The organism is Mesoaciditoga sp. (assembly GCF_054006115.1).
Map to the genome: position 1 here is coordinate 37,611 of NZ_JBPNHS010000012.1, position 17,260 is coordinate 54,870.

At 41.4% G+C, this 17,260-nt stretch carries 26 protein-coding genes; 25 read left to right on the forward strand and 1 reads right to left on the reverse strand.

The genetic code is table 11. From position 1 onward, the window contains the following. The first annotated feature begins 12 nt into the window (after positions 1–12). From rpsQ to rho, 24 genes are all read left to right on the forward strand, one after another. Positions 13–303, forward strand: a complete 291-nt coding sequence (gene rpsQ, locus ACXJIN_RS02565) for a 30S ribosomal protein S17 (RefSeq protein ID WP_456399233.1) — start codon at positions 13–15, stop codon at positions 301–303. After that, entirely contained in the window at positions 300–668 is a 369-nt protein-coding gene (rplN, locus tag ACXJIN_RS02570) for a 50S ribosomal protein L14 (protein WP_036223451.1), read from the forward strand. Before rpsQ ends, rplN begins: the two co-directional genes overlap by 4 nt. Before the next feature lie 10 nt (positions 669–678). Then, the gene (rplX, locus tag ACXJIN_RS02575; RefSeq protein ID WP_456399234.1) at positions 679–1,017 is read left to right on the forward strand and encodes a 50S ribosomal protein L24; all 339 of its coding nucleotides are present in this window, start codon (positions 679–681) and stop codon (positions 1,015–1,017) included. A gap of 26 nt (positions 1,018–1,043) precedes the next feature. Next, positions 1,044–1,592 (forward strand): 50S ribosomal protein L5, encoded by a 549-nt coding sequence (gene rplE, locus ACXJIN_RS02580; protein WP_456399235.1) that lies wholly within the window; start codon positions 1,044–1,046, stop codon positions 1,590–1,592. 13 nt (positions 1,593–1,605) lie between these two features. Beyond that, a complete protein-coding gene (locus ACXJIN_RS02585) occupies positions 1,606–1,791 on the forward strand; it encodes a type Z 30S ribosomal protein S14 (RefSeq protein ID WP_456399236.1) in 186 nt (61 codons plus the stop codon). A gap of 14 nt (positions 1,792–1,805) precedes the next feature. Next, positions 1,806–2,219: a 30S ribosomal protein S8 gene (gene rpsH / locus ACXJIN_RS02590; RefSeq protein ID WP_456399237.1), complete on the forward strand. Its 414-nt coding sequence runs from the start codon at positions 1,806–1,808 to the stop codon at positions 2,217–2,219. A 15-nt stretch (positions 2,220–2,234) separates the two neighbouring features. Further along, a complete protein-coding gene (gene rplF / locus ACXJIN_RS02595; RefSeq protein WP_456399238.1) occupies positions 2,235–2,789 on the forward strand; it encodes a 50S ribosomal protein L6 in 555 nt (184 codons plus the stop codon). A 14-nt stretch (positions 2,790–2,803) separates the two neighbouring features. Then, complete coding sequence (gene rplR / locus ACXJIN_RS02600) at positions 2,804–3,175, forward strand: 50S ribosomal protein L18 (RefSeq protein ID WP_456399239.1); 372 nt, start codon at positions 2,804–2,806, stop codon at positions 3,173–3,175. A 12-nt stretch (positions 3,176–3,187) separates the two neighbouring features. Beyond that, positions 3,188–3,790 (forward strand): 30S ribosomal protein S5, encoded by a 603-nt coding sequence (rpsE, locus tag ACXJIN_RS02605; protein WP_456399240.1) that lies wholly within the window; start codon positions 3,188–3,190, stop codon positions 3,788–3,790. Beyond that, complete coding sequence (rpmD, locus tag ACXJIN_RS02610) at positions 3,787–3,966, forward strand: 50S ribosomal protein L30 (protein WP_456399241.1); 180 nt, start codon at positions 3,787–3,789, stop codon at positions 3,964–3,966. Before rpsE ends, rpmD begins: the two co-directional genes overlap by 4 nt. Before the next feature lie 12 nt (positions 3,967–3,978). After that, positions 3,979–4,422 carry a 50S ribosomal protein L15 gene (gene rplO / locus ACXJIN_RS02615; RefSeq protein ID WP_456399242.1) on the forward strand — a complete coding sequence of 148 codons (444 nt, stop codon included), beginning with the start codon at positions 3,979–3,981 and terminating at the stop codon, positions 4,420–4,422. Positions 4,423–4,424: 2 nt separating this feature from the next. After that, positions 4,425–5,726 carry a preprotein translocase subunit SecY gene (gene secY, locus ACXJIN_RS02620; protein WP_456399243.1) on the forward strand — a complete coding sequence of 434 codons (1,302 nt, stop codon included), beginning with the start codon at positions 4,425–4,427 and terminating at the stop codon, positions 5,724–5,726. 8 nt (positions 5,727–5,734) lie between these two features. Then, complete coding sequence (locus tag ACXJIN_RS02625) at positions 5,735–6,382, forward strand: adenylate kinase (RefSeq protein ID WP_456399258.1); 648 nt, start codon at positions 5,735–5,737, stop codon at positions 6,380–6,382. Further along, a complete protein-coding gene (gene map / locus ACXJIN_RS02630; protein WP_456399244.1) occupies positions 6,382–7,146 on the forward strand; it encodes a type I methionyl aminopeptidase in 765 nt (254 codons plus the stop codon). The genes ACXJIN_RS02625 and map overlap by 1 nt, the downstream gene beginning before the upstream one ends. Continuing rightward, positions 7,139–7,360 carry a translation initiation factor IF-1 gene (infA, locus tag ACXJIN_RS02635; RefSeq protein WP_456399245.1) on the forward strand — a complete coding sequence of 74 codons (222 nt, stop codon included), beginning with the start codon at positions 7,139–7,141 and terminating at the stop codon, positions 7,358–7,360. Before map ends, infA begins: the two co-directional genes overlap by 8 nt. Before the next feature lie 14 nt (positions 7,361–7,374). Beyond that, positions 7,375–7,491 (forward strand): 50S ribosomal protein L36, encoded by a 117-nt coding sequence (gene rpmJ / locus ACXJIN_RS02640; protein WP_036223483.1) that lies wholly within the window; start codon positions 7,375–7,377, stop codon positions 7,489–7,491. A 19-nt stretch (positions 7,492–7,510) separates the two neighbouring features. Continuing rightward, a complete protein-coding gene (rpsM, locus tag ACXJIN_RS02645) occupies positions 7,511–7,873 on the forward strand; it encodes a 30S ribosomal protein S13 (RefSeq protein ID WP_456399246.1) in 363 nt (120 codons plus the stop codon). Positions 7,874–7,887: 14 nt separating this feature from the next. Further along, positions 7,888–8,289, forward strand: coding sequence for a 30S ribosomal protein S11 (gene rpsK / locus ACXJIN_RS02650; RefSeq protein WP_456399247.1), 402 nt, complete (start codon positions 7,888–7,890; stop codon positions 8,287–8,289). Between the two features lie 15 nt (positions 8,290–8,304). Continuing rightward, positions 8,305–8,931: a 30S ribosomal protein S4 gene (gene rpsD, locus ACXJIN_RS02655; RefSeq protein ID WP_456399248.1), complete on the forward strand. Its 627-nt coding sequence runs from the start codon at positions 8,305–8,307 to the stop codon at positions 8,929–8,931. Between the two features lie 27 nt (positions 8,932–8,958). Continuing rightward, positions 8,959–9,999, forward strand: coding sequence for a DNA-directed RNA polymerase subunit alpha (locus ACXJIN_RS02660; RefSeq protein WP_456399249.1), 1,041 nt, complete (start codon positions 8,959–8,961; stop codon positions 9,997–9,999). A 19-nt stretch (positions 10,000–10,018) separates the two neighbouring features. Continuing rightward, on the forward strand, positions 10,019–10,378 hold the full coding sequence (rplQ, locus tag ACXJIN_RS02665; RefSeq protein WP_456399250.1) for a 50S ribosomal protein L17: 360 nt from the start codon (positions 10,019–10,021) through the stop codon (positions 10,376–10,378). 47 nt (positions 10,379–10,425) lie between these two features. Then, the gene (locus ACXJIN_RS02670; protein WP_456399251.1) at positions 10,426–10,686 is read left to right on the forward strand and encodes a hypothetical protein; all 261 of its coding nucleotides are present in this window, start codon (positions 10,426–10,428) and stop codon (positions 10,684–10,686) included. 100 nt (positions 10,687–10,786) lie between these two features. After that, positions 10,787–11,443, forward strand: a complete 657-nt coding sequence (gene fsa, locus ACXJIN_RS02675) for a fructose-6-phosphate aldolase (RefSeq protein ID WP_456399252.1) — start codon at positions 10,787–10,789, stop codon at positions 11,441–11,443. An 83-nt stretch (positions 11,444–11,526) separates the two neighbouring features. Then, on the forward strand, positions 11,527–12,798 hold the full coding sequence (rho, locus tag ACXJIN_RS02680; protein WP_456399259.1) for a transcription termination factor Rho: 1,272 nt from the start codon (positions 11,527–11,529) through the stop codon (positions 12,796–12,798). Positions 12,799–13,069: 271 nt separating this feature from the next. On the opposite strand, the gene ACXJIN_RS02685 is transcribed toward rho, so the two are convergent. Then, the gene (locus ACXJIN_RS02685) at positions 13,070–14,317 is read right to left on the reverse strand and encodes a Glu/Leu/Phe/Val family dehydrogenase (protein ID WP_456399253.1); all 1,248 of its coding nucleotides are present in this window, start codon (positions 14,315–14,317) and stop codon (positions 13,070–13,072) included. A 376-nt stretch (positions 14,318–14,693) separates the two neighbouring features. Between ACXJIN_RS02685 and ACXJIN_RS02690 the strand changes: the two genes are divergently transcribed. Continuing rightward, positions 14,694–17,260: fibronectin type III domain-containing protein (locus ACXJIN_RS02690; protein WP_456399254.1), on the forward strand; the 2,567-nt coding region annotated here is incomplete at its 3' end.

Sequence of the window (17,260 nt, forward strand, 5' to 3'; positions counted from 1 at the left end):
GGAGAGGTGAAAATGAAAAAGCGACTTGTTGGAAAAGTTGTTAGCGATAAGATGGATAAAACAATTGTTGTTGCTGTGGAAAACACTATTCGTGATAGAAGATTTGGAAAAACCATAATAAGGACCTCAAAATACAAGGTTCACGATGAAAATAACGAATGCCATGAAGGAGATATAGTAAAGATTGAAGAAACAAGACCCATTAGCAAAGAAAAAAGCTGGAAGCTCGTTGAAATATTGAAGAAAAACATTCTAACATCTGAAGAAGAAGAAGTAAGCAAGGGAGAAGGTGTTCCAGAATGATTCAGCAGGAAAGCGTTTTAACAGTAGCTGATAACTCCGGAGCCAAGAAGATCCTTGTTATAAGAGTAATGGGTGGTTCAAAGAGAAAATTTGGTAGGGTAGGAGACGTTGTAATAGGTACAGTTAAAGAAGCCATTCCGCGAGCGGAAGTTAAAAAAAGCGAAATAGTTAGAGCCGTTATAGTTAGAACGAAAAAAGAAATAAGAAGAAAAGATGGTTCCTATGTGAGATTTGATGACAATGCTGCTGTTCTCATAACAAAAGATAACGAACCACGCGGTACCAGAATTTTTGGACCGGTTGCGAGGGAGCTTAGAGAAAAGGGCTACATGAAGATCATTTCTTTAGCTCCTGAAGTGCTGTGAGGTGAGAGTTGTGAATAAAAGAAAACATGCTTTGAATGTGAGAAAAGACGATACGGTTATAATTTTAAGTGGTAAAGATAAAGGAAAACGCGGAAAAGTTTTGAGAGTGCTTCCAAACGAGAACAAAGTCGTTGTCCAGAACGTTCACATGATGAAAAAACACCAAAGGCCAACTGCGACGGTTAGAGAAGGTGGAATAATAGAAAGAGAAGCACCGATATACGCTTCGAAAGTACAGGTAATATGTCCAAATTGTGGAAATCCAACCAGAATTGGCCATAGAGTCGTCGAGGGCGGCAAAATAGTCAGATATTGTAAGAAATGCAACGAGATCATAGACAAAGAATGATCTCGGCGAAAGGAGGAAGGTTTTGAATGTCCGTAGCTCTTAAAGAAATCTACGAACGTGAAGTCGTTCCAGCACTCATGAAAGAGTTCGGTTACAAAAACAAGTTAGCCGTTCCCAGACTCCTGAAAGTAGTTATAAATATGGGAATTGGAGCCGAGGCAAGAAATGCGGCCATTATAGAAAAACACGCCCAGGAGCTCACCATGATAGCTGGTCAAAGAGCGGTTGTTACGCGTGCAAAGAAGAGCATATCTAATTTTAAAATAAGAAAAGGAATGCCTGTTGGTGCAAAGGTAACTTTGCGTGGGGAAAGAATGTACAATTTTCTTTACAAGTTATTCAACATTTCTCTTCCGAAAGTTCGTGACTTTAGGGGGACGAATCCCAACGCTTTTGATGGAAGAGGAAACTACGCGTTGGGTGTAACAGAACAACTCATATTTTCAGAGATTTCACCTGAAGACGTTACAAGAACGCAGGGAATGGATATAATCATAGTGACAAGCGCCAAAACCGATCGAGAAGCGAGGGCACTTTTGGAAAAATTAGGCATGCCTTTCCGCAGAAATGCTTAAAGGGAGTGATGAGATGGCACGTAAAGCGCTTATAAATAAAAGTAAAAAGGAACCAAAATACAAAACAAGAAAGTACACGAGATGTAAAATATGCGGAAGACCGCATTCTGTTTACAATGAATTTGGAATTTGCAGAGTTTGCCTGAGAGAAATGGCTCTTCAAGGCAAACTACCTGGCGTTAAAAAAGCCAGTTGGTGAGGTGGTGAAATAAGATGTACAGTGATACCATAGCTGATATGCTAACCAGGATAAGAAACGCCAATTTAGCTTTTAAGGAAGAAGTAGACGTGCCGGCTTCTAAGCTGAAAAAGGACATACTTGATATATTGAAAAAAGAGGGATTTATAAAAGATTACAGGTACATAGAAGATGGAAAGCAGGGAATTTTGAGAATTTACATGAAGTATCATGGAAAGAAGAGGGAAAAAGTTAGAACTATAAATTCAATTGTGAGGGTTTCCCATGCTGGGAGACGCGTATACGTTTCAAAAGATAAGATCCCGACCGTGAATAGTGGATTGGGAATTGCCATATTGACGACGTCCAATCCGAAGAAACCAGTTGTAACCGACAAAGAAGCGAGGGCTCTAGGTATTGGCGGAGAGCTCATAGCGTACGTTTGGTAAGTGGAGGTGCAGTGAATGTCTCGTCTTGTGAAGAAACCGATTGTCGTACCAAACGGTGTTGATGTTAAGATAGAACCCAACAAAGTGACCGTTAAAGGGCCGTTGGGCGAGTTTTCCATGGATTACACTTATGTGAAGTTCAGAATGGAAGGAAATCAGATATGGGTAGAAGAGAACAAAGATGTGAATCTTCCACCTAGGTTGATGAAGAAAGCAAAGGCTTTTTTGGGAACTCGATGGTCTTTGTTGCACAACATGATCGTGGGCGTTTCAGAAGGTTTCAAAAAGGAACTCGAAATTCAGGGGGTCGGATACAGAGCGCAGATGCAGGGCAACACCCTTGTTTTAACCTTGGGGTACTCTCATCCTATAAAGATTGAACCTCCTAAAGGCATCACGATAGAAGTTCCAAGGCCTTCATCGATTGTGGTGAAGGGAGCCAGCAAAGAGCTTGTTGGTCAAGTTGCGGCCAACATAAGGAAAACGCGTGAACCAATGCCATTTGCAAGGGGTAAAGGTGTCAGGTATGTTGGCGAACACGTTATAACTAAAGAAGTTAAGAAAGCTTAAGGGAGGTAAGAGTCGTGCTCAAGCCTTTTGATAGAAAAGCCAAAAGATTGAAAAGACATTTGGCTATTAGAAGAAGAATATCCGGCACAGCCACAGCGCCAAGATTGGCGGTGTTTGTGAGCGGAAAACATGCTTACGCTCAGATCATAGACGACGAACATTCCAGAACGCTCGTGAGCGCTTCCACAACCGAAAAAGAAATAAAGGAAGCACTGAAGGGTAAAACCTGGAACAAAGCGGCAGCTCGTCACATCGGTAAAGAAATAGGAAAGCGTGCTCTTGAAATTGGTATAACGAAGGTTGTTTTTGATAGAGGAGGATTTCTCTATCATGGAAGAGTAAAAGAAATAGCCGATGGCGCTCGCGAGAGCGGTCTGAAATTCTAAGGAGGTAAGTCAATGCCAGAAAACAAAGATGTTAACAAACAAGAACAGAATAAATTCAACAATCAGAAAAAAAACTTTAAAAGGCAGCCACGTCAGCCTCAAGTTCAAGATGAATTTGAAGAAAGCGTTGTTGAAATTAGAAGAGTTGTAAAAGTCGTTAAAGGAGGAAAGAATCTAAGCTTTAGAGCCATAGTTGTTGTTGGAAACAGAAAGGGAAAAGTTGGACTTGGTGTGGCAAGCGCTAGAGAAGTCGTGCCTGCCATAAGAAAAGCTTCAAATTTGGCAAGGCGCAACTTGGTGGATGTTTCTGTTGTCAACGATACCATACCTCATGAAATTTTGGTAAAATACGATGCGGCAAAGATGCTTATAAAGCCGGCTGCACCTGGTACTGGAATAATTTCCAGCACGACAGTGAGACCCGCTTTAGAACTAGCAGGTATAAAGAACGTGCTTTGCAAATCGCTCGGTTCCGCTAACTCCTTAACCATGTTAAGAGCTGTATTTAAAGCCTTTAACGAGATTAAGCCACCGGAATATTACGCAAAACTTAGGGGTATAACTTTGAAGCAACTCTTTCATGGAGACGTTTTAGAAGGAGTTGAGAAAGAATGAAATTAAGAATAGAGCTTGTGAAGAGTCCTATAGGTTTTAAATACGATCAGAGAAGAACTGTCAAAGCTTTGGGACTGAAAAAAATGCATAGCGTAGTTGAAGTTGAAGACACACCGCAGATTCGCGGTATGATATTCAAGATTTCACATTTGCTCAAAGTCGAAGAGTGCAAGTAAGGAGGATTTCCTATGAATCTAAATGAGATAATACCAACGCCAGGTTCAAGAAAGAAGAAGAAAGTTCTTGGAAGGGGTAGAAGCTCCGGACACGGAAAAACCTCCACGCGTGGTACAAAGGGTCAGGGTTCCAGAAAGAGTGGAAACGTGAGACCGGGCTTTGAAGGTGGGCAAATGCCAATATACAGACGTTTGCCAAAACGCGGTTTCAAGAACTTCAATCAAAAAATTTACGTTGCCGTGAACGTGGGAAGATTGAACGATCTTTTCAATGAAAATGAAGAAGTTTCTCCAGAAGCTTTGATTAAAAAAGGAATTGTGAAAAAATTAGAGGATGGGGTAAAAATACTTGGGGACGGGACTATTACAAAGCCACTTGTCGTTAAAGCGCATGCCTTTAGTGCAATGGCGAAAGAAAAGATAGAGGCGGCGGGTGGAAAGATAGAGGTGATTTAAAAGTGTGGAACGCACTCAAGAATTCCTTCAAAATTCCAGAATTAAGAAGTAGGATCCTTTTCACTTTTGCCATGTTAGCCGTCTTCAGATTGGGAATATATATTCCCGTTCCTGGAATAAACCTTCATCAATGGTCTAATTTTTTTGAAGGAATAACACGCGGAAGCGGTGGAGGGCTTTTCACACTTTTCAACGCATTTGCGGGTGGCGCTGTGAGGAAAATGTCCATTTTCACGATGAGTGTAACTCCTTACATAAATGCGTCGATCATACTTCAGCTTCTAATGGCCGTTATGCCATCATTAAAAGAGCTGGCAAAAGAAGGCGAACATGGAAGGCAAAAGATAGAAAAGTATACCCGACAGCTCACGCTTGTGCTTGCCGTGTTGCAAGGGTTGATCATGTCAATTTTTATAGCTGTGGGAAATCCAGCTTTCATTACGCCTGGAATGAACAGGATCACCTTTATTATTCTTTCCACCACCAGCATGATAGCCGGAAGCATGTTTTTACTTTGGCTTGGTGAAAGAATAACGGACAAAGGAATTGGAAATGGCATATCCGTTTTGATATTCGCTGGAGTCGTTGCAACCTATCCTTACTACATAGGACAAATGGTCATTTCTAACATAGGAATAGTGGCGTGGACGCTTTTTGCGATAATATTCGTTGCAACGGTTGTGGGTTTGATATACGTCATGCAGGGTGAAAGAAGAATAACTGTTCAATACGCCAAGAGAGTCGTAGGAAGAAAAATGTACGGTGGTCAATCGACTTACATTCCGATAAAAGTGAACCAGGGTGGTGTTATTCCTATAATATTCGCAGTTGCAATCGTTATGATACCAGCGATGATAGCGCAATTCATGAAAAATTACACCCTTCAAGAGATATTTGGATTTAATTCGGTTTTGTACATAGTTACGTATGCCTTGTTGGTCTTTTTCTTCACGTATTTTTACAGTGCCCTTACATTTGATGTTCACGAAGTTTCGGATAACATCAAAGAATACGGTGGATTCATTCCTGGCATAAGGCCTGGAAGACCAACGGAGAATTACCTTTCCAAAGTTTTGACGAGAGTTACCTTCGTTGGAGCCTTGGCACTGGTTGCCATCGCGCTTTTGCCGAATTTAACGTCGGCTGTTGTCGGTGTTGCGAGTGCTCAGTACGTTGTTGGCGGTGTTGGAATGATGATCGCCGTTGGGGTCGCTCTTGATGTTGTCCAGCAAATGGAAGCCCATTTGATAATGAGACATTACGAAGGTTTCATCAAAAAGGGAAGATTGAAAGGACGAATGTGATAGCCATGATGAATATCGTCATGTTGGGACCTCCGGGCGCTGGAAAGGGCACACAAGCGAAATTTTTATCACAGGAATTTTCTATTCCACATATTTCAACTGGTGATATGTTAAGAGAAGAGATTGCCGCGGGTTCTCCACTTGGTAAAAAAGTCGAAGAAATCATAAAAAGCGGTAAACTCGTGGAAGATAAGTTGATGATTGACATCATAAGAGAAAGGCTTTCTCGTAAAGATGTTGGGAAAGGCTTTATATTAGACGGCTTCCCCCGCACACTTTCACAAGCTGAAGCCTTGGATGAATTGCTGAAATCCATGGAAAAAGCCATCGAGTATTCAGTGTATGTAGAAGTGCCGGAAAATGTTGTAGTTGAAAGGCTTTCCGCTAGGCGAGTTTGCCCTAAGTGTGGCCGTATATACAACATGATATCCAATCCACCCAAACATGACGAAACGTGTGATGTGTGCGGTGTTAAGCTTATTACGAGAGACGATGATAAACCAGAAACCGTGAAAAAGCGTTACGAAGTGTATATGGAACAAACAACGCCCGTAATAGATTATTATCGAAAAAGGAACATACTTTTTACAGTCGATGGTACCCTTAACGTAGAAAAAGTCAAAGAAATGTTGTTGAATATGGTAGGTGGCATTTGATGCTACGGCTTAAAAGTGAGCATGAAATAGAAGAAATGAGGTATCCAAATGCCATCGTGGGCGAGGTATTGGCGTACATAAAAGAGTACGTCGTAGATGGAGTTACAACATACGATTTGAATAGATTGATAGAAGAGTACTTTAAGAAGCGAAATGTCATTCCCGCTTTTAAAGGCTATGCAGGATTTCCCGCGGCAGCCTGCATAAGCTTGAATGAAATGGTAGTACACGGTATTCCTTCAAAAAAAGTTGTGGTAAAAGATGGCGATCTCGTTTCCATTGATGTCGGTACCATTCACAACGGATGGTATGGTGATGGAGCTCGAACTTACATAGTTGGCGAAGTGGATGAAAAGCGCCAAGAATTGGTTAGAGTGACCAAGGATTCTTTTTTTGAAGGAATAAAGATGTTAAAAGTTGGAAACAGGTTGGGAGATGTTTCACATGCCATTCAAGCCACGGTTGAAGCCCATGGATTTTCCGTCATAAGAGATTACGTTGGTCATGGTATAGGCAGAAATCTTCATGAAGATCCTCAAGTTCCGAATTTCGGAAAAGCCGGAACGGGCATACCGTTGAGAAATGGTCTTGTGATAGCCATTGAACCGATGGTAAGCATGGGAACGTGGAAGGTCAGAGTTTTAGACGATGGATGGGGAGTGGTAACGCTTGACAATTCTCCCAGCGCTCATTACGAAAATACCGTAGTCCTTCATAACGGAGAAGTGGAAATTTTAACCATGCCGGAGGGATTGAATGTCTGAAAAGGATGTCATAAGGATAGAGGGGAAGGTACTGGATTCTCTTCCAAGCACGATGTTTAAAGTTAGGTTGGACAATGGGCTCGAAATACTGGCCCATATTTCAGGGAAGATGAGACAAAATTTCATAAAAATTGTACCCGGAGACAGAGTTGTAGTTGAGTTATCACCTTACGATTTAAAAAAAGGGCGTATAGTATATAGAAAAAGAAATTAAAGGAGGTTTTGACTATGAAAGTTAGAGCATCTGTCAAGAAACGCTGCGACGCATGCAAAATCGTTAGAAGAAATGGTGTGGTAAGGGTTATATGTTCAAAGAATCCCAAGCACAACCAGAGACAAGGTTAAAGGAGGGATCTAAGAGAATATGGCTCGTGTTCTTGGTGTAGACTTGCCAAATGAGAAGCATGCCTTCATAGGTTTAACGTACCTTTTCGGTATAGGAAGAACGAGGGCAAAGGAAATACTCGAAGCAACCGGTATTCCCTTCAATAAAAAGATAAAAGATCTTGATGACAATGAAATTAGGAGTATTACACAATACATAAATTCCCACTACAAAGTTGAAGGCGAACTTAAACAGGAAATACAAAGAAACGTTAAAAGGCTTATAGAAATAGGTTCTTACAGAGGTATTAGACATAGACAAGGGTTGCCCGTCAGGGGACAAAGGACGAAAACAAATGCGAGGACTAGAAAAGGACCTTCGCATGGTATTAAAGGAAGATAAGGGAGAGGTTTTGAATGGCTAAGAGTAAAGGTAAAGCAAAGACGAGAAAAAGTAGCAAGAAAAAAATTCATGTGGATTATGGAGTAGCTCATGTTTACTCCACTTTCAACAACACAATTATAACTATTTCCGATAAAGATGGTAACGTTCTAACCTGGTCGAGTGGTGGAGACATAGGCTTTTCTGGCTCAAAAAAATCAACTCCATACGCCGCTCAGTTGGCCGCTGATAAGGTGGCAAAAGATGCTTTGAACATGGGCATGAAAAAAATAGACGTGATGGTTAAAGGACCAGGGCCGGGGCGTGAATCGGCAGTGAGAGGGCTTCAAGCCGCAGGATTGGATGTTCAAAATATCAAAGATATAACGCCAGTTCCCCACAACGGTTGTCGTCCAAAGAAAAGACGAAGGATGTAAGGAGGTTCTAACGATATGGCTAGATACACCGGCTCAGTTTGTAGGCTATGCAGAAGAGAAGGAATGAAGTTGTTTTTGAAGGGCGACAAGTGTTATTCAAGTAAATGCCCTTTTGAAAAAAGACCTTACGCTCCTGGACAGCATGGAAGAGATAGAATGAAAATGACTCATTATGCCAAGCAGTTAAGATCTAAACAGGCAATGAAGAGAACATATGGCATCTTTGAAAAACAATTCAGAAAATACTTTGATAAAGCTATGAGATCCAAAGGCGTTACAGGTACGGTGCTTGTTCAACTCGTTGAATCTCGATTGGACAACACAGTTTACAGATTGGGTTTTGCACTTTCTCGTTCTCATGCGAGACAACTCGTTACGCATGGGCACGTTTTGGTGAACGGAAGAAGGGTAAATATTCCTTCTTATCTTCTTAAGCCAGGTGATACTATAAAGCTTGAGGAAAAAGTGCGTTCCAACACAGATGTTAAGCAAGCAATAGAAGCCGCATCATCGCGAAACACTTTGCCCTGGCTTGAAGTTAATTACGATGAATTCGAAGGAACATTTGTGCGCTTACCGGAAAGAGAAGAAGTAGATCTCACGATAGACGTGCAAGACATCGTTGAACTTTACTCAAAATGATGTACGTCTTTCGCGCGAGGTGGTTAAATGCTTAATTACGTTAAACCTGAAAGGTTTATCATTGAAGAAGAAAAGGAAGACAGAGGGTACCTGTACGCTAGATATGCTGTTCAACCCTTAGAACGTGGATACTCCATAATGTTGGGAAATTCTTTGAGAAGAGTACTTTTATCTTCGATACCATCTGTTGCAGTTACGAAGGTTAAGATGAAAGACGTTTATCATGAGTACGACACCCTGGTTGGCGTGAAGGAAGATGTGTTGCAAATACTTCTGAACATAAAGCAGCTTCAGATAAAGGCCGTTTCTCCGATAAAAGAAGAGCCCGTGGTTCTGATCGCTCAAAAGAGTGGGCCGGGGATTTTGACGGCAAAGGATATCACATGCCCAATGGAAGTAAAGATAGCCAATCCTGAGTTGAAGATAGCCACTTTGAATGAAGACGCGGACGTTTACATTGAAATGTTCGCCGAAGTTGGAAAAGGCTACCTTCCAATTTCTGAAATGGAGCTTGGCAACGACATTCAGATTTTACCAATCGATGGTATATTCAGTCCTGTGGTAAAGGTTAATTTCAGGACAGAAGATGTTAGAGTTGGAAAGAAAACAGACTACGATAAGCTCATACTTGAAGTATGGACCAAGAAATCCATAACTCCAGATGAAGCCCTTAAAAAGGCAATTGAAATAATGATAGAACACTACGATTTTCTTGAAAAGAATTTCCCCGTAGAACTTAATACAGTTGAGCTCACCGAAAGAAAGAATGAGGGCGAAAAGGAACAAAGCGATAAAGAAGAAGAGCCACAGGAAAGTGAAGAAAATAAAGAAAGCGAAAAAAACGAAGAAGAGAATGTTTATTCGATATACGATAAAATGAAAATAGACGAGCTTGAGTTGTCTGTAAGATCTTTGAATTGTTTAAAACGTGATAAAATAGAAACGGTGGGGGACCTTTTAAGGAGAAGCGAAAAGGATCTCCTGCGTATTCGCAATTTCGGAAATAAATCTCTTAGAGAAGTGAATGAGAAATTGAAAGCATTCGGTCTAAAACTCAAAGCTGAATGATGGAGAGGAGTTTGATGTTATGAGACACAGAGTTAAATTGAAAAAGTTAGGTAGACCAAGCGATCAAAGAAAAGCGCTTATGAGAAGCCTTGTAAGAGAACTCTTCATCCACGAGACCATAGTTACCACCACTCAGAAAGCCAAAGCGGCATCACAGTTGGCGGAAAAGATCATAACCCATGCGATGAAGAAGGACCTTTCAGCCAGAAGGTACGTTAACGCTTTCTTAAACGATCACAGGTTAACCAACAAAGTTGTGGATGAAATTGCACCAAGATATGAGGGAAGAAAGGGCGGATACACGCGCATCTTAAAACTTCGTAAAAGACGTGGAGATGGAGCCGAATTGGCCATCTTTCAACTCATAAAAGAAGAGTGAGGTATAAAGAGTAGGCTATCCCCTTGCAGGGATAGCCTTTTAATGATATGTGGCAAACGATAATTTTCTTTGTAGTCGTAAATTTTCTCTCTACAAGCATGATATTTATTGATTCGAAAAAAACAAGCGTTAAAATAAGTAGTTTTAACAAAATACTCTACGCTTTCTTTGGAGGGGCAGTAGGCATCCTTCTAGCTTCAAAGTTATTCAAACTCAAAACATTTAAAAACACGGTAGTGATTATAGCTTTGATAGAGAACATAGGTGTTTACATCCTGCTTTACAAATTAGCCATTTATTTCAGTTAAATTCTTAAAGCTGAGAGATTTTTGCAATTCCCTTCTTCATTTGTTTAAAGAAGGCAAATATTTGCACATTAAAAACGCGAACGAATTGGAGGTGAATTTTATGAAATTTTTTTTAGACACTGCGAATATAGATGAGATAAGGCAAGCCGCATCGTGGGGAATACTTGATGGAGTTACAACGAATCCAACGTTAGTTTCCAAAGAAGGAAAAATTGATTTTAAAGAGCGTATAAGGGAGATATGTGAAGTTGTAAAAGGACCTGTAAGCGCTGAAGTCGTTTCAACCGATTACGATGGTATGGTAAGAGAAGCGGTTGAGCTGGCTAAAATTGCCGAAAACGTTACGGTGAAAATTCCAATGACAAAAGATGGGATAAAAGCGGTTTCAACGCTTTCAAAAAAAGGAATAAAAACAAACGTTACCCTCATTTTCAGCGCAAATCAGGCGCTTATAGCCGCAAAAGCGGGAGCAACTTTTGTTAGCCCATTTATCGGGAGACTCGATGATATAGGCAACGATGGAATGGCCATTTTAAGTGATATTTTAGAGATATTTAGAAATTACGGTATCAAAAGTGAAATCATAGCCGCGAGTATAAGGCACCCTGAGCACGTAAGGCAAGCCGCTTTGTTGGGCGCTCATATAGCAACTATACCCTTTAAGGTTCTTAGCATGATGTTCAATCATCCTTTAACGGACAAGGGAATAGAAAGATTTTTGCAAGATTGGAAGGAATACGAAAAAAGGCTTTCTTAACGTGGAAAGGAGAATTTTTAGTGGAAAACGGTAAAAAAACGGATGCCTCTTCTTCAAATTCTGGAGAAAAAACGCAAGATAAAATATATCAAATAGAATTGGACATAAAGAAATTGCAGGAGATGAAGATTAAAGAGCTTTATTCCATGGCAAAAAGCTTTGGAATCCAACGTTTTAGCCAATACAGAAAAGACGATCTCATCTTTGAGATATTGAAAGCTCAAACCGAATCCAATGGCTACAAGTTTAGAGAAGGCGTGTTGGAAATTCAAGAGGGGGGATATGGTCTTTTAAGGGTAGACAACTACCTTTCCGGTCCAAACGACATTTACGTATCTCCTTCACAGATAAAGAGATTTGGTCTTTTAAATGGAGATGTCGTTTCGGGTCAAACAAGACCTCCAAAAGAAGGAGAAAAATACTTTGCACTTTTAAGAATCGAAGCGATAAATTACAAACCAATAGAAGAATCCAATGAAAGAGTTTACTTTGAAAATTTAACGCCACTTTATCCACAAGAAAGATTTATCCTTGAAACCACTCCGGAAATTTTGGACACTCGCTTGATAGACATATTTTCTCCAATAGGAAAAGGACAAAGGGGACTGATAGTTTCCCCGCCAAAGGCGGGAAAGACCACTATACTGAAACATGTGGCAAACGGGATAGCGAAAAATCATCCAGAAACAAAGAGAATAGTGCTTCTTATCGATGAACGCCCTGAAGAAGTCACCGATATGAAAAGATCGGTTGATGCGGAAGTCATAGCCGCTCCGTTTGACATGCCAGCCGATAAGCAGATAAGGATAGCTGAACTAACCCTTGAAAAGGCAAAAAGATTGGTGGAGTATCATTACGATGTCGTTATACTCCTTGACAGCATAACACGTCTTGCGCGAGCGTACAACCTTTACCTTCCGCCTTCTGGAAAACTACTTTCAGGTGGTGTTGACGCGTCAGCCCTTTACAAGCCAAAACACTTTTTTGGCGCAGCGAGAAACACCGAAGAAGGTGGTAGTTTAACCATAATAGCGACCGCTCTCATAGAAACCGGTTCAAAAATGGATGACGTCATCTTTGAAGAATTCAAAGGAACTGGAAACATGGAGCTCGTGTTGTCCAGACAATTGGCGAACAAGAGAATATTCCCTGCAATAGATTTGAACCTTTCTGGAACTCGGAAAGAAGAATTGTTGTTAAGTGAAAAAGAGCTTAAAGACGCGTGGGTTCTGAGAAGATTCATGAGTTCAATGTCAGCTGAAGAAGCGCTAAACCTCATGATTTCTAAACTCAAAGAAACGAAGTCAAACGAAGAGTTCTTCTCACTTTTGCAAAACGAAAAAGCCATAAATTAACCCTAACTTTTCCTCGTGACTATTAACAAAAAGTGATGCGTTAAAGGTTGAAGAACCTAAGTCCTATTGTGTGTTAATGTTGCAAAGCGTTCAAAAATATCGCTCAATTTGCCCAATTCAAATTGAATGAAGTCATGTGTGATGATTGAGAAAGCGATTAAAAAAAGCCTCTTTACATTATAAAATTCACACGTAGGTCAAATGATAAAATGAAAAATGGATGACACGAAGGCCATCCATTTTTGTTTGCACATGAATTTTTATATTTGAATCATGGATATATTCCGCGCTTTTTGGTGGCAAACGCCACACGATTCGTCGCGACGATGTAAGCCGCCGTTCGCATATCAGTTGAATACTCTTCCTTTGTCTTCCAAACTTCGTTAAACGCGTTTGCCATCATTTCTTCGAGAGCCTCGTTCACCTGTTGGTGTTTCCAGAAGAAAGATTGGAGATCCTGCACCCATTCAAAGTAAGACACCGTAACTCCACCGGCGTTTGCCAATATATCCGGAACTATTAGCACACCTTTTTCATTTAAAACATCGTCCGCGCCTTCAGCCAGCGGTCCATTAGCTCCTTCCACAACGATTTTTGCCCTTACCTCTTTTGCCAGTTCGGGTGTTATTGAATTTTCTAAAGCTGCTGGTATGAGAATATCCACATCGAGTTTTTTCAATTCTTCGTTGCTCATTTTAGTCTCGGCTTTTGGATAATCGGATATGGTTCCGTGTTCCGTTTTGTACTCCATGAGTTCTTTTACATCAAAGCCGTTCGAATTGTATATTGCGCCTTTACTATCACTTACCGCTACAATCTTCGCGCCTTTTTCTGTTGAAAGAAGCAAAGCCGCATACTGTCCAACATTTCCAAAACCTTCAACTGCGACTGTCGCTTTGGAAATGTCCATGCCTTTTGCCTTTGCTCCCAACGCGGCCACGGCGGACACGCCTCTTCCAGTTGCTTCGGTTCTTCCTTGCGAACCACCCAAACCGACGGGCTTACCGGTTACAACCCCCATTGTGGAATATCCCATCGTCATTGAATAAGTATCCATAAACCATGCCATAATGTCCGACGTTGTGTTCACATCGGGAGCCGGGATATCCCTATCGGGACCCACAATTATTGAAATCTCTGCGAAGAACCTTCTTGAAACCCTTTCGATCTCCTTTTTAGAGTACTTTTTGGGATCGATTTTCACACCGCCTTTCGCGCCACCGTAGGGAAGACCCATAACAGCGCACTTGAAAGTCATCCAAAATGCCAAACTTTTCACTTCATCCAGAGATACATTTGGGTGGTATCTTACACCGCCCTTCGCTGGGCCCAACGCTATGTTGTGTTGAACTCTGTAGCCAGTGAATACTTCTACACTTCCGTCTTCCATTTCTACTGGAAATTCAACTATAAGCTGTCTTTTTGGATGCTCCAAAATTTTTCTTATTCCGGGATCTAAATTCATCAGATCCGCGGCTTTGCCGAATTTCTCAAGCGCTGACTCGTAAATGCTTCCCATTTTGTTTCCTCCTTCACTAAAAGATTAGTTATATTATTGATCATCAAAAAAGAAATGTCAATACAAAAAAATAATTCGGTTACTCTAAAAAAATATTTTTAAATTTTATTGTCTTAAATGTTTCCTTTTGAATTTGAGAACGATTTTTGTGAATGCTTTTGTAAATACGCCTTTGTTATGTAACGATGCAAAGCTTTTGACCTTTTACAAAGCTTAATAAAAATTTGACAGTTTTTTCAGAACGGTTGACACGAAAAGGGCTTATGGCGTATAATCTAAAATTGATTTAACCTCTGTATTCGCCCGCAGGGGGGGAGAAAAGATATTTCAGAAAGGAGGTGTGTCCTGGTGCTCCTATTAGGGACCAGGAATGCCCATGACAAAAGGGAAACTGAGTTTACTGCTTTTAGCCGTGGCAATAGTGGCTGTCCTTCTATCGGGGTGTTTTTTACCTCAATCGAGCGATAAAACACCACCGACGGTGAGTGTTGTATCTGTCATTCCAACAACTTCAGGGCAGACTTTTGACGTTAAAGTTACAGCCACAGATCCGTCTGGCATAAAACTCATCAAAGCCGTGTTTATGAACCAAGTTGCCACAGCGACGGAAAGCCCGGCAGATTTTAAGTTTGTTGCCCCAGCCGCCACACAGGCAACAACGATAACGCTTACCATTTACGCGTGGGATAAAAAGAATAATATGGCAACTTCTTACGTTTCGGTGCAGGTGTGGCCATCCACGCAAACCGGACCTCTTAAATATTCAATCTCTCAAAGCAATACCAATGGAATTTACTTGTATCCAAGAGGTCCCCAAGAAATGGGTTCGATTTTGTTTAACGTTAACATCACCTCGGGAGCCAATTTGGTAAAGAGTGTGAGTTTTTACGTTGACAAAACGGAAATTTCTTCTCCAACCACAAATTCGGTGAGAGCAAGTGGCGCAGCCACATCAACACAGAATAACTTTGATTTTCTCTATCCTATAAATGAAACTACAGTTGGTCCACACTCTTATTACGCCGTGTTCCATCTTAAAAATGGAACAAACATCACAGGCCAAACACAGTGGTTCTACATAGTTTATCCAAGTGCGCAAAAAGTAGAAATTGGCGGCGCAACACTGGTGAAAAACGGAAAGTATTTAACGGGAAAAATTAGCCTTGTGGCTACCGCAACGGACTACACGTCTAAGTACGAAGCTCTCCTTGTAAACGGAAAAACATCTACAGTGTTGGTTGATTATTCATCAACCAATATTCTCAATGCAATGACGGCCACAAAGGTTGTTAAAGAGCGCTACGTCTTTAACATCAACACGGCGTCCATGACGGATGGGCCAGCCGCATTCGTGTTCAAAGATATATCTGTAGATGGAAACGCCACCGAAGCCACAGCTAATTACATAATTGATAACACGCCACCGACCTTGAAAGTTTCTTACAAGGGCGAAACAGCTACAAACGGAGAGAAATTCTACGTTGGGATTTCTCCAAATTACTTTGACGTGTACGTAAATGATGCCAACCTTGAGTCAGCAAAAGCGACGTTGACAAATGCGTCTCAAAAATTGGGCGTTACCCTTTCAAATGGCGCAACGGCAACTGTTTACGTGGATAAAATTGCCCCAAGCGATGGAGACACTGCGACGTTCACAGCCTGGGCTGAGGACTACGCAGGTCATAAGTCAACTTTGGAAATAAAGGTGATCAGAGACTTAGTTCCGCCATCTATGGGTGCCGCAACGGTAACTGGATTGGCAACGTACAACAATGTTCCGGATTCCATCAGCAAAACTGGCACGATAACCGTTGAAGCCAGCGTAAGCGATAAGAATATCAAGAGCGTTGCGTTTGTGCTTGATGGACCTCGTTATGTGTTCCCATTGACTCGAGTTTCCACGGGACTTTGGAGTGCAACCATCAATTTGGCAGATAAGAATGTTCTGCCAGGAGATTACAAGGCAAGCATAATCGCCACCGACTTGGCGCTTAATGAAGCAACTGCAAGCGTTGTTCCTTCTAAAATCCATGTTTACGCGCCAACCGAAAAAGTGTTTACGACTTCTCTTGAAACCACGCCAGCGGCGTCCGTGAATGGATTCGTTAAATCCGCGACGATCACGGTCAACATCAACCCTGATTGGGTTTACGCCATTAGTGATATTTACTTGATCAAGGGTTCAGCCACTGCTGCTACCATTCCAGCTACGCCAGGTTCCGCGACGTATTACTTTGGTCCAACTCATTTCAGTGGAACTGGAACGTACTACGTTGTCGTTAAAGATACCGTGAACGCCACCGTAACGGATGGAAACAAATACGTGGTGAAAATCGATTCCACCGCACCAAGTAGCTTGAAAATCACGGTTAATAGCACAACAAATTTGGTGGTAAGTGGTTCTCCTAAATTCACGGTGAACGCTACGGATACAGAATCTGGAGTGGCATATTTTGAATTGCAATACAAAGATCCAAATTCAACATGGGTAACAATAGACAGCACTTCTGGAAACGATCTTAAGGAAGCGACGTTCACGTGGTACAACCTTCAGACTTTGTTGGATGGAAGTTATCAGATAAAGCTCATCGCAAAAGATGGAGTTGGAAATGAAGCGTCAATAACCAAAACGGTGATAAATGATAGTGAAGGCGCTCCAAAGGTGATATTTACTCCATCGGCGACGTTGGTATTCACAAACAAGGCAACGCAAACAGTTAGCTTTGTTGCCAACGAAGGAGACGTCAGCGCGACGTTGACATTCAATGGAAACACTTCAAGTGCCACCTACGCAACATTTGTTGGAAAACAAACAGAGCCTTCATACTCAGCTTCGTGGACGTACACATTCCCATCTTCTAACGCTACGTATACATACGCCGCGACTGTTGAAGATGCTGCTGGACACAAAGCAACTCATACCACTTTGTTTGTGTACGATAC